The sequence below is a fragment of the Pseudomonas sp. LSJ-87 genome, assembly GCF_032971465.1.
GTDB lineage: Bacteria > Pseudomonadota > Gammaproteobacteria > Pseudomonadales > Pseudomonadaceae > Aquipseudomonas > Aquipseudomonas putida_Z.
This window is the reverse complement of sequence record NZ_JAWJYQ010000027.1, coordinates 114,161-126,176: the sequence shown is the minus strand read 5'-3', so window position 1 is coordinate 126,176 and position 12,016 is coordinate 114,161. Positions and strand designations below refer to the sequence as shown.

General features: G+C 63.7%; 12 protein-coding genes. 4 read left to right on the top strand and 8 right to left on the bottom strand.

What is annotated here, in order from left to right:
* Positions 1 to 182 precede the first annotated feature (182 nt).
* Entirely contained in the window at positions 183 to 1,118 is a 936-nt protein-coding gene (locus RYH74_RS17745) for an aspartyl/asparaginyl beta-hydroxylase domain-containing protein (protein WP_075046017.1), read from the bottom strand.
* Between the two features lie 172 nt (positions 1,119 to 1,290).
* Entirely contained in the window at positions 1,291 to 2,265 is a 975-nt protein-coding gene (gene cysK / locus RYH74_RS17740) for a cysteine synthase A (RefSeq protein WP_013973746.1), read from the bottom strand.
* A 134-nt stretch (positions 2,266 to 2,399) separates the two neighbouring features.
* On the opposite strand from cysK, the gene RYH74_RS17735 reads away from it, so the two are divergent.
* The 3 genes from RYH74_RS17735 (at position 2,400) to RYH74_RS17725 (ending at position 5,739) form a co-directional block, all read left to right on the top strand.
* Positions 2,400 to 3,473 (top strand): DUF748 domain-containing protein, encoded by a 1,074-nt coding sequence (locus tag RYH74_RS17735; protein ID WP_137164624.1) that lies wholly within the window; start codon positions 2,400 to 2,402, stop codon positions 3,471 to 3,473.
* 228 nt (positions 3,474 to 3,701) lie between these two features.
* A complete protein-coding gene (locus RYH74_RS17730; protein WP_013973748.1) occupies positions 3,702 to 4,547 on the top strand; it encodes an AAA family ATPase in 846 nt (281 codons plus the stop codon).
* Between the two features lie 13 nt (positions 4,548 to 4,560).
* Positions 4,561 to 5,739 (top strand): vWA domain-containing protein, encoded by a 1,179-nt coding sequence (locus RYH74_RS17725; RefSeq protein WP_085618086.1) that lies wholly within the window; start codon positions 4,561 to 4,563, stop codon positions 5,737 to 5,739.
* 114 nt (positions 5,740 to 5,853) lie between these two features.
* Here RYH74_RS17725 and RYH74_RS17720 read toward each other — a convergent pair whose 3' ends face one another.
* The 4 genes from RYH74_RS17720 to RYH74_RS17705 are packed head-to-tail and all read right to left on the bottom strand — an operon-like array spanning position 5,854 to position 9,526.
* Positions 5,854 to 6,771 carry a biotin-dependent carboxyltransferase family protein gene (locus tag RYH74_RS17720; RefSeq protein WP_075046020.1) on the bottom strand — a complete coding sequence of 306 codons (918 nt, stop codon included), beginning with the start codon at positions 6,769 to 6,771 and terminating at the stop codon, positions 5,854 to 5,856.
* Positions 6,768 to 7,454: a 5-oxoprolinase subunit PxpB gene (pxpB, locus tag RYH74_RS17715; protein ID WP_317409835.1), complete on the bottom strand. Its 687-nt coding sequence runs from the start codon at positions 7,452 to 7,454 to the stop codon at positions 6,768 to 6,770. The genes RYH74_RS17720 and pxpB overlap by 4 nt, the downstream gene beginning before the upstream one ends.
* Positions 7,451 to 8,230, bottom strand: coding sequence for a 5-oxoprolinase subunit PxpA (locus RYH74_RS17710; RefSeq protein WP_025340208.1), 780 nt, complete (start codon positions 8,228 to 8,230; stop codon positions 7,451 to 7,453). The genes pxpB and RYH74_RS17710 overlap by 4 nt, the downstream gene beginning before the upstream one ends.
* A gap of 9 nt (positions 8,231 to 8,239) precedes the next feature.
* Entirely contained in the window at positions 8,240 to 9,526 is a 1,287-nt protein-coding gene (locus RYH74_RS17705) for an MFS transporter (RefSeq protein WP_013973753.1), read from the bottom strand.
* Between the two features lie 128 nt (positions 9,527 to 9,654).
* Between RYH74_RS17705 and RYH74_RS17700 the strand changes: the two genes are divergently transcribed.
* Positions 9,655 to 10,566 (top strand): LysR family transcriptional regulator, encoded by a 912-nt coding sequence (locus RYH74_RS17700; protein WP_015271343.1) that lies wholly within the window; start codon positions 9,655 to 9,657, stop codon positions 10,564 to 10,566.
* Between the two features lie 134 nt (positions 10,567 to 10,700).
* On the opposite strand, the gene RYH74_RS17695 is transcribed toward RYH74_RS17700, so the two are convergent.
* Both RYH74_RS17695 and RYH74_RS17690 read right to left on the bottom strand, forming a co-directional pair.
* A complete protein-coding gene (locus tag RYH74_RS17695) occupies positions 10,701 to 11,222 on the bottom strand; it encodes a DUF2937 family protein (RefSeq protein ID WP_003259551.1) in 522 nt (173 codons plus the stop codon).
* Between the two features lie 9 nt (positions 11,223 to 11,231).
* Positions 11,232 to 12,005, bottom strand: a complete 774-nt coding sequence (locus RYH74_RS17690) for a class II glutamine amidotransferase (RefSeq protein ID WP_317409834.1) — start codon at positions 12,003 to 12,005, stop codon at positions 11,232 to 11,234.
* Positions 12,006 to 12,016 lie beyond the last annotated feature (11 nt).

Below are 12,016 nucleotides of genomic sequence, written 5' to 3'. Positions count from 1 at the left end.
AGTCGATATCGTGCGAGCGGACGGTTTGCTGGAAGGTCTTGCCTGAGTGGTTTGCTGAGAGGGCGCCGGGGGCGCTTTGCGCCCCTATCGCGACACAAGGCCGCTCCTACAGGAGTACTCGATCACCTGTAGGAGCGGCCTTGTGTCGCGATGGGCTGCAAGGCAGCCCCAACAGGCAGAAATCAGAACAACCAGTGATACAACAGGTACACCACCACCGCCGCCAGCACCGGCCGCAGCACGCGGTAGGCCTTGGGGTTGGCGCGCTTGAACTGCTTGACCTTGCTACTGATCCGGTTGCTGAAGCGCTTGCTCCAGGCGTAGGCCTGGTTGATCCCGCCCACACGCTCGTCGTCGGTGTTCTGCGGCGCGGTGGCACGGCCGAGGAAGGCGCTGACCTTGCGGTTGATGCGGGTCATCAGTGGACTGCTCAGCGGGCGTTCGATGTCGCAGAACAGAATCACCCGGGTAACGTCGGTCTCGTTCTTGACCCAGTGCACGTAGGTTTCATCGAACATCACGTCCTCGCCATCACGCCAGGCATATTCCTCGCCATCGACGTAGATGCGGCAAGCATCGGAGTTGGGGGTGGACAGGCCCAGGTGGTAGCGCAGGGAACCGGCGAACGGGTCGCGGTGCGGGTTCAGGTGGCTGCCGCCGGGCAACAGGGCGAACATCGCGCCCTTGACGTTGGGGATGCTGCTGACCAGCTCGACGGTACGCGGGCACAGGGTTTCGGCAGAAGGCAACGGTTTGTCGTACCACTTCAGGTAAAAGCGCTTCCAGCCTTTCTTGAAGAACGAACCGAAGCCTGCGTCGTTATCCTTCTCGGCGGCGCGGATGTAGCCCTCGTCGAACAGGCGCATGGCCTCTTCGCGGATTTCCTGCCAGTTGTCCTTCAGCACGTCCAGCTCGGGGAAGCGCTGGCGGTCCAGGTAGGGCTTGGACGGTACGCCGGAGAACAGGTACATCAGGCTGTTATAAGGGGCGAACAGCGCCGAATGGTTGACGAACTGGCGCAACACCGGCAAGCGAGCCTTGCCGCGCAGGTGCACGAACAGCACGCTGCCAAAAAACACCAGCAAGACACCCGCCTTGGCTGCAAAGGAAAAGGTCATGCTTTCACTCCTTGAGGAAGAAACAGGGCTGCGCGCCCTGCACTCCGATAAATCATCCTGCCATCATAAACTGATGCCGCCAGGGTAAAAACAGCCCTGGCAGCAACTCAATCATGAAGATTTTGCAATAAACCAAGCCGCCGAACGTTGCGCGGGATCAGCGGCAAGGCCATTACTGCTGGTTTTCCTGCTCGCTGAACATGTCGCTGAACAGCATGCTCGACAGGTAGCGCTCACCGGAGTCCGGCAGAATCACGACGATGGTCTTGCCCTGCATTTCCGGTTTTTCGGCCAGGCGCACGGCCGCTGCCATCGCCGCACCACAGGAAATGCCACAGAGGATGCCCTCTTCCTGCATCAGGCGGATGGCCATGGCCTTGGACTCTTCGTCGGTCACCGTTTCCACCTGGTCGACGATCGACAGGTCGAGGTTCTTCGGCACAAAGCCTGCGCCGATGCCCTGGATCTTGTGCGGGCTGGGCTTGAGCTCTTCGCCGGCCAGGGTCTGGCTGATCAGCGGCGATGCCACTGGTTCCACCGCCACCGACAGGATCGCCTTGCCCTGCGTATGCTTGATGTAGCGCGAAACACCGGTGATGGTGCCGCCGGTGCCGACGCCCGCCACCAGCACGTCGACCGCGCCGTCAGTGTCGTTCCAGATTTCCGGGCCGGTGGTTTTTTCGTGGATCGCCGGGTTGGCCGGGTTTTCGAACTGGCCCGGCAGGAAGTACTGGGCCGGGTCGGAGGCGACGATTTCGTTGGCTTTCTCGATGGCGCCCTTCATGCCCTTGGCCGGGTCGGTCAGCACCAGCTCGGCCCCCAGCGCCTTCAGCACCTTGCGGCGCTCCAGGCTCATGGAGGCAGGCATGGTCAGCATCAGCTTGTAGCCACGGGCGGCGGCGACGAAGGCCAGGCCGATGCCGGTGTTGCCCGAGGTGGGTTCGACGATGGTCATGCCCGGCTTGAGCTTGCCGCTGCTTTCGGCGTCCCAGACCATGTTCGCGCCGATGCGGCATTTGACCGAGTAGCCCGGGTTACGCCCTTCGATCTTGGCCAGGATAGTCACGCCGCGCGGGGCAATGCGGTTGATCTGCACCAGCGGTGTGTTACCGATGGAGTGGGCGTTGTCTGCAAAGATGCGGCTCATGGCAGGGGTCCTTGGCATGAAAAAAAGCAGGGAAAGACCTCAAGGGTAAGCCCGGGCCGGTGGCCCGTAAAGCCTGTTCGAACTCACGCGGACTCGTTGCGGTCAACCGCATATCCTGCGTTGGAGACACTTCGATGAGAGCCCGTTATCGCTGGCCGCTGATCGGCCTGGCCAGCCTGATCGTGCTGTTGGTGGCGCTGCACCTGGCCCTGCCCTACCTGGTGCGCGACTACCTCAACGACAAACTGGCCGACATGGGCGACTACCGTGGCCAGGTGGCCGATGTGGACCTGGCCTGGTGGCGCGGCGCGTACCAGATCAATGGGCTGAAGATCGTCAAGACCACCGGCAAGGTGCCGGTGCCGTTTCTCGACGCGCCGCTGATCGACCTGTCGGTGAGCTGGCACGCCCTGTGGTACGACCGCGCAGTGGTTGCCGAAGTGGTGTTCGACCGGCCGGAGCTCAACTTCGTCGATGGCGGCAACAAACAGAACTCGCAGACCGGTCAGGGCACCGACTGGCGCCAGCAATTGGAAAAACTGCTGCCGATCACCCTTAACGAGGTTCGCATCGACAAAGGCGTGCTGACTTTCCGCAACTTCAACTCCAAGCCACCCGTCAACCTGAAGGCCACTCAGCTCGATGCCAGTATTCGCAACCTCACCAACATTCGTGACGAAAAGGGCCGACGTGATGCCAGCTTCGATGGCACGGCGCTGATCGTAGGCGATGCCAAGGTGGAAAGTCGCGCCACCTTCGACCCGTTCAGCGATTTCGACGACTTCGAGTTCCGCCTGCGCGCCACGGGTATCGAGTTGCGCAAGCTCAACGACTTCGCCAGCGCATATGGCAAGTTCGACTTCAATGCCGGGCACGGCGATGTGGTGATAGAGGCCGAGGCGACCAACGGGCGATTGAATGGGTACATCAAGCCACTGTTGCGGGATGTGGATGTGTTCGACTGGCAGCAGGATGTGCAGGAAAAGGACAAAGGCTTCTTCCGCTCAGTCTGGGAAGCGCTGGTGGGCGCGACCGAGACGGTATTGAAGAACCAGCCGAAGAACCAGTTCGCGACCCGGGTAGAGCTCAGCGGTAGCGTGCACAAGCAGGATATCAGCGCCTTCGAGGCGTTTCTGCAGATCCTGCGCAACGGGTTCATTCAGGCGTTCAATGCGCGGTATGAGCGTGACGCGCCGGATTCCGACTAGGATCGAGTGACGGGGCATTCAGGGACTGAATACCTGGTCTGCGTTTCCAGTCGGCGAACCCCGCGTTATAGTCGGTGACAAATCAAAATATGTGCTGCCTGTTCCGGCCCTATCGCCGGCAAGCCAGCTCCCACAGGATCCCCACAGTTCTCAAGAGCTGTGCTGTACCTGTGGGAGCTGGCTTGCCGGCGATAGGGCCAGTACAGGCTACCCTCAGAGGACAGACCCATGAAGTTCGAAGGCACCCGCGACTACGTCGCCACAGACGACCTGAAACTGGCGGTAAACGCGGCCATCACCCTCGAACGCCCCTTGCTGGTCAAGGGCGAACCCGGCACCGGCAAGACCATGCTCGCCGAGCAGCTGGCAGCCTCGTTCGGTGCGCGCCTGATCACCTGGCACATCAAGTCCACCACCAAGGCCCACCAGGGCCTCTACGAGTACGACGCGGTCAGCCGCCTGCGTGACTCGCAGCTGGGCGTGGACAAGGTCCACGATGTGCGCAACTACCTGAAGAAGGGCAAGCTGTGGGAGGCCTTCGAGGCCGAGGAACGGGTCATCCTGCTGATCGACGAAATCGACAAGGCCGACATCGAGTTCCCCAACGACCTGCTGCAAGAACTCGACAAGATGGAGTTCTACGTCTACGAAATCGACGAGACCATCAAGGCCAGACAGCGCCCGATCATCATCATCACCTCCAACAACGAAAAAGAGCTGCCGGACGCCTTCCTGCGCCGCTGCTTCTTCCACTACATCGCCTTCCCCGACCGCACTACCCTGCAGCAGATCGTCGACGTGCACTACCCGAACATCAGCCAGTCGCTGGTAAGCGAGGCGCTGGACGTGTTCTTCGACGTGCGCAAGGTACCAGGCCTGAAGAAAAAGCCGTCCACCTCCGAACTGGTCGATTGGCTCAAGCTGCTGATGGCAGACAACATCGGTGAAGCGGTGCTGCGCGAACGCGACCCGACCAAGGCCATTCCACCGCTGGCCGGCGCGCTGGTGAAGAACGAGCAGGACGTACAACTGCTCGAGCGCCTGGCCTTCATGAGCCGGCGCGGCAACCGCTGACAGGAGCCGGGCCATGCTGCTCAACCTGTTCAATGAAATGCGCGCGGCCAAGGTGCCGGTATCGGTACGCGAACTGCTCGACCTGCACCAGGCCCTGCAAAAGCGCGTGGTGTTCGCCGACATGGACGAGTTCTACTACCTCGCCCGCGCCATCCTGGTGAAGGACGAGCGCCACTTCGACAAGTTCGACCGCGCCTTCGCCGCCTACTTCAAGGGCCTGGAAAACCTCGACCAGCACATCGAGGCGTTGATCCCCGAAGACTGGCTGCGCAAGGAGTTCGAGCGTTCGCTGACCGATGAGGAGCGCGCGCAGATCCAGTCGCTGGGCGGCCTGGACAAGCTGATCGAAGAGTTCAAGAAGCGCCTCGAGGAGCAGAAGGAGCGTCACGCAGGCGGCAACAAGTGGATCGGCACCGGCGGCACCAGCCCGTTCGGCTCGGGCGGCTTCAACCCCGAGGGCATCCGCGTGGGCGAGGCCGGCAAGCGCCAGGGCAAGGCGGTGAAGGTGTGGGACCAGCGCGAATACAAGAACCTGGACGACCAGGTGGAGCTGGGCACGCGCAACATCAAGCTGGCCTTGCGCCGGCTGCGCAAGTTCGCCCGTGAAGGCGCCGCCGAAGAGCTGGACATCGACGGCACCATCGACCACACCGCGCGGGATGCAGGGCTGCTGAACATCCAGATGCGCCCCGAGCGGCGCAACACGGTGAAGCTGCTGTTGCTGTTCGACATCGGTGGCTCGATGGACGCCCACGTCAAGGTCTGCGAAGAACTGTTCTCGGCGTGCAAGACCGAGTTCAAGCACCTGGAGTACTACTACTTCCACAACTTCGTGTACGAGTCGGTGTGGAAGAACAACCTGCGCCGCACCTCGGAGCGCTATTCCACCTTCGACCTGCTGCACAAGTACGGCGATGACTACAAGGTTGTGTTCGTCGGCGACGCGGCCATGGCGCCCTACGAGATTACCCAGCCGGGTGGCAGCGTGGAGCACTGGAACGAAGAAGCCGGGTATGTGTGGATGCAGCGTTTCATGGAGAAATTCAGGAAGATCATCTGGATCAACCCGTACCCGAAGCAGGCCTGGGACTACACCGCATCGACACACCTGGTGCGGGACTTGATCGAAGACAAGATGTACCCGCTGACCTTGCAGGGGTTGGAGGAAGGGATGCGTTACCTGTCCAAGTGATTTTGCCGGTACCGGCCCTTTCGCGGGTGAACCCGCTCCCACAGGTATTGCGCAAGCCTTGAGGCCTGTGGGGTACTTGTGGGAGCGGGTTCACCCGCGAAGAGGCCGGCAGCCTTAACGCCAACGGTCCAGATATACCTGCTGCTCCCGCCACGCCTCATCCTGCACCACCGCCCGGAACCGCACCACAGCCCCCGGCATGCACTGCGCCAGTTGCGCCAGCGCCAACGGCGTCAATGCCCCCAGCCGCGGATAGCCGCCAATGGTCTGCCGGTCATTGAGCAACACGATCGGCTGCCCATCCGGCGGCACCTGCACCGCCCCCAGCGGAATCCCCTCGGAAATCATCGGCGCGCCCTGGTAGACCAGCTGCGGCCCCAGCAGGCGGATGCCCATGCGGTCGGCACGGCTGTCCAGCGTCCACTCGCGGTTGAACGCCTCGAACAGGCTGGTACCGCTGAAGTCACCGATCTGTGCGCCGATCACCAGGTCGAGCACTGGCTTTTGTGCGTACTGTGGCCGCAGCGCTGCCGGTACCTCACGCAAGGTCGCTGAAGCGCTGGAAAATGCCAGCAGCTGGCCTTTGCCAAGCGCAGAGCCCTGGCCATCGATACCGCCCAGTTCCTCCCGCACGACCGTGGCACGGCTGCCCAGCACATCCTCGCCCAGGAACCCGCCAGGTGCTGCCAGGTAGGCCCGCACGCCCTGCTTCGGCTGTTTCAGGGTCAACCGCTGCCCCTTGGCCAATGCAAAGCTGCGCCAGGGCGCCAGCGGCTGATCATCGACCCGCGCATCCAGGTCGGCACCGGCCAGGGCCAGCACACAATCCTGCTCTGCGACCACACAGAAACCACCTAGCGCCACCTCGACCACCGGCGCCGCCAACGGGTTGCCCAGCAGCCAGTTGGCCCAGTGCATCGCCACCCAGTCCAGCGCCCCGCCTTGGGTCACGCCCAGGTGGCGTACGCCGAAGCGCCCGGCATCCTGCAACTGGCACAGCGGCGTACTGGCCTCGATCTTCAACTGCTTCATGCTTGTGCCTCCACATCACCGCCCAACGCCACGAACTCGCTGCGCGAAACCGGCACGAAGCGCACCCGGTCACCGGGTTGCAACAGGCTGTAGCCCTCGCGTTCACGGTCGAACAGGCGCACCGGGGTACGCCCGATCAGGTTCCAGCCACCCGGCGATACCGCCGGATAGGCCGCCGTCTGGCGCTCGGCAATGCCGACGCTGCCGGCCGCCACGCGCTTGCGCGGGGTGCCAAGGCGCGGGCTGGCCAGGCGTTCGTCCACCAGGCCCATGAAGCCGAAACCGGGGGCGAAACCCAGGGCGAACACCGGGTACTCGCGCTCGCTGTGCAAGCGGATCACCTCTGCTTCACTCAAGCCACTGCGGGCCGTCAACACCGGCAGTTCCGGGCCGACGCTGGCGTCGTACCACACCGGGATCTCATGGCGGCGGCCACCGCTGCCCGTGTCTGGCTGCAAGCCCTCCAGCGCACGGATGATCAGTGCCCTCGCCTCACCCGGTGGCAGGTCGAACTGCACCATCAGCGTGGTGTAGGACGGCACCAGGTCCAGCAAGTGCTCGCCGAACGCCGCACGCAAGCGCTGGCTGGCGGCAAGCATCCACGGCATGTTGCCCTCGTCGATGGAATCGAACAGGCGCACCATCAGGCTGTCGATGGCCACAATTTCAATACGCGGCTTCATCGCGACTCCAGGGCATCGAGGGCCTGGCGAATCTGCCGTACCGCCGCCACCGAACTGTCGTTGTCGCCGTGCACGCACAGGGTGCTGGCCACCAGCCTCAACGCACTGCCATCGTCCGCCACCAGCGTGTCGCCACGGGCCAGGCGCACGGCCTGCTCCACCACCAGCGCCGGGTCGTGGTGCACCGCACCGGGCAGGCGCCGCGACACCAGGTGCCCGCTCGCGGTATAGGCGCGGTCGGCGAATGCTTCGAACCACAGCGGCACGCCAATTTCATCGCCCAAGGCCTGGGCGGCGCGGTTGTCGGCGGTAGCCATCAGCATCAGCGGCAGGCCGCCGCCATAGGCCGCCACAGCCTCCAGTACGGTACGCAGCTTGAGCGGGTCGGCCATCATGTCGTTGTACAGCGCGCCATGGGGTTTCACGTAGGCCACACGGCCGCCCAACACTTTGCAGATGCCGTCCAGCGCACCGATCTGGTAATGCAGCAGGTCGCGGATTTCCTCCGGGCTGCAGGCCATGGAGCGGCGGCCAAAGCCGACCAGGTCCGGGTAGGCCGGGTGCGCGCCGATGGTCACGCCGTGCTCCAGCGCCAGGGCCACGGTGCGGCGCATGATGCTGGGGTCGCCGGCGTGGTAGCCGCAGGCGATGTTGGCGCAGTCGATGTAGGGCATGACTTCGGCATCCAGGCCCATGCGCCAGCTGCCGAAACTCTCGCCCATGTCGCAATTGAGTAGCAGGCGTTCCACCGCACGGCCTCCGTTGTCGTTGTTCATATGCCTACCTTAACGCGCCTGCAGCTGTTTGCCGCGGGTTTCCGGCAGGCTCAGCGCCGCCACGATCACCACCCCGTAGGACACGGCGGAGAACACGCCGATACCCAGGCCCAGCGGTACCTTCTGGCCGAGCACGCCGATCAGCAGCGGGAACAGTGCCGCGATGACCTTGCCGATGTTGTAGCAGAAGCCCTGCCCCGAACCGCGGATACGCGTGGGGAACAGTTCGGTGAGGAACGCGCCCATGCCGCTGAAGATGCCCGAGGCGAAGAAGCCCAGCGGGAAGCCCAGCCACAGCATCACGCCGTCGCTGACCTGCATTTGCGTGTACAGCAGCACGATGACGAACGAGCCCACGGCGAACAGGATGAAGTTCTTCTTGCGCCCCAGCAGGTCGGACAGGTACGCACTGACCACATAGCCGACGTAGGAGCCGACGATCACCATGGCCAGGTAGCCACCGGTACCCAGCACGCTCAGGCCGCGCTCGTTCTTGAGGAAGGTCGGCAGCCACGAGGTAATGGCGTAGTAGCCGCCCAGCGCGCCGGTGGTCAGCAGGGACGCACGCACGGTGGTCCAGAGCATGCCCGGGGCGAAGATTTCGTAGAACTGCGCAGGTGCCTCGGCGTTTTCCACCGCCTTGGCCTCGCGGTATACCTCGGGGTCCTTGACCAGGCGGCGGACGAAGATCACGAAGATCGCCGGTACCAGGCCCAGCAGGAACAGCGCGCGCCAGGCCTGCTCGGCCGGCAGCCAGGAGAACAGCAGTGCGTAGAGGATGGCGGTGAGGCCCCAGCCAAGGGCCCAGCCGGACTGCACCATGCCCACCGCCTTGCCACGGTCCTGGGCGCGGATCACCTCGCCGATCAGCACCGCGCCGGCGGTCCACTCACCGCCAAAGCCGAAGCCCATCAGGGTGCGGGCGATCAGCAGCTGTTCGTAGTTCTGGGCGAAGCCGCAGAGGAAGGTGAAGAAGGCAAACCACAGCACCGTCAGTTGCAGGGTGCGCACGCGGCCAATGCGGTCGGAGAGAATGCCGGCCACCCAGCCACCCACGGCCGAGGCGATCAAGGTGCTGGTGTGGATCAACCCGGCTTCGGTGGTGGTGATGCCCCACAGCATGATCAGCGTCGGAATGACGAAGCTGAGCATCTGTGTGTCCATGCCGTCCAGGCCATAGCCGATCTTGCAGCTCCAGAACGTCCGGCGCTGCTGTGAGTCGATGTCGCGATACCAGGCGAAAGGCCCGGACGAAGATGGGGAACTGACCTGCTGCTGCACGCCGGTGGGGTTCATGCTTGCCTCGGCTTGTTGGTATTGTTTTATGGGCGACAATGAGTCGCGGCCTGGCTGCCATTGTTCAGAGGCCGCGCCATTTGCGTCCAACGAGAAAAACCGCCGGTCTGGAACAAGAAAAACTGATCATGAACCTTCGCTTCCTCGAAACCTTCGTCTGGGTCGCCCGGCTCAAGAGCTTCCGCCTGACCGCGGAAAAGCTGTTCACTACCCAGGCCTCGGTTTCCAGCCGCATCGCCGCGTTGGAGGCCGACCTGGGCGTGAAGCTGCTGCTGCGCGATTCACGTGGCGTCAGCCTGACCCCGGAAGGCGGCAAGGTGCTGGAATATGCCGAGCGCATGCTGGAAACCGCCAAGGCCATGAAGCAGTCGCTGGACAGCGACCGGGCCAAGGTCGGGCGCATCCGTATCGGGGTGATGGACACGGTGATCCACACCTGGATGAGCGCGCTGGTGGCGGAGCTGACCGAGCGTTACCCGCAGGTGGAAATCGAACTGGTGGCCGACACTGCACTGAACCTTCGCGAGCAATTGCAGAAGGGCTTTCTCGACGTGATCCTGCAGACCGACCTGCTGCGCGAGCAGTCGATCCGCAGCCTGGACCTGGCGCGCTACCCGATGGGTTGGGTGGTGGCCGCCGGCTCGCACCAGCACCGCGACTATGCCTCACTGGCCGAGCTTGGGCGTGAGCGCATCATCACCTTCTCGAAGAACTCGCGGCCGCACCAGGAAGTGCTGAGCCTGCTGCTGAGTGCCGGGGCCGAAACGCCGCGGCTGAACTGCGTGAACTCGGTGGCGGCGATTACCCGGCTGTTGCGCGACGGGTTTGGCATTGGTGCGTTGCCACCGGCGCTGGTGGATGCCGAGTTGAGCCGGGGTGAGCTGGTATTGCTGCAGGGGCTGCAACCGCCGCCGAGCCTGGAGCTGGTGGTGGCCTGGCAGACCGGGGTGGCGTTGGTGGATGAAGTGGTCGGGGTTTGCCGGCAGGTGCTGGAGAGGTATGCGCGGGATGTGGGTGGGCAGCGGATTGTGTTGGTCTGACAGATTTGCAGTGCCTGTGCTGGCCTCTTCGCGGGTGAACCCGCTCCCACAGAGTCACCACAGGTCTTGAGGGCTGCGCAGTACCTGTGGGAGCGGGTTCACCCGCGAAAGGGCCGGCACAGGCACAGCAAAAATCAGCGCCAGCTCTCTTTCACCGCCCCACGCCGCCCGCCCAGGATCACCCAGCCAATCGCCAGCAACAGGCTCTCGACCACGAAGGCCAGCACAAACCCTGCACCAAGCCCCCAGCCAACCGCCTCGGGCACCAGCAGGATCTGGTAGCTGTAGCCATTGAGGGTTTCTTCGCGCAACTGCGGGTCGGCCTGTACCAGCACGTGCCAGGTACGCTGCGCCCATGGCGCTTGCAGCGCCTGCCATTCGTTTTCCAGCAGTTCGTTGCGGATCATCAGGCTTTCGATGCTGTTGGCATCACTGTTGAACACCGGGTCGTCGCTGCTGCGGTAATGCCGCAGCAGCGCCTGCAGGTCACCATTGAAGAAGCGTTCGGCGGTCTGCCGGAAGCCGTCGAGCGCCTCGCGTGATTCGAACAGGTGCGCCTCGACCCGCTGGCTGTAGTCCTTCACCAGCCCCGGGACCTGGATACCGGCCAGCAGGCCGAAGGTAAACAGCAGCAACCGCAGGTAACTTCTGAACATGCCGCGTCCTTAGCTCTGGCCGTGCGCCACGCACTCGCCGTGCCGCCACAGGGCCCACTGACCCGGCTCGTAGCGCTGCCAGGTCTCGTTCTCGGTCAAGGCCTCGGTGGCGATCACCGTGACCACGTCGTTAGGGGTGGTTTCGGTGTGAAAATCGACGATCAGGTCGACATCCTTCAACCGCGCCGCACCAAAGGGTGCCCGGCGGGTAATGTGCACCAGCTTGGTCGAACAGAAGCAGAACAGCCAGTCGCCGTCGCTAAGCATGCAGTTGAACACGCCCTGGCCGCGGTAGCCGGCACAGGCTTCGACCAGCACCGGCAGCAGCTGTTCCACCGGCACGGGCTCTGGGAAGGCGCTGCGGATGCGGTTGAGCAGGTCGCAGAAGGCCGCCTCGCTGTCGGTATCGCCCACCGGCCGGTAGAAACTGGCCTGGCCCTTGAAGTCGCCCAGCTGGCCATTGTGCGCGAAGCACCAGTTGCGGCCCCACATCTCCCGCACGAACGGGTGGGTGTTGGACAGGCACACCTTGCCGACGTTGGCCTGGCGGATGTGGCCGATGACCACTTCGCTCTTGATCAGGTAACGCTGCACCAGGTTGGCCACTTCCGACTCGCTGCTCGCGGCCGGGTCCTGGAACAGGCGCAGGCCACGGCCTTCGTAGAAGCCAATGCCCCAGCCGTCACGGTGCGGGCCGGTACGGCCGCCGCGCTGCATCAGGCCGGTGAAGCTGAAGACGATGTCGGTGGGGACGTTGGCACTCATGCCCAGCAGTTCGCACATAGGAGTGTCTC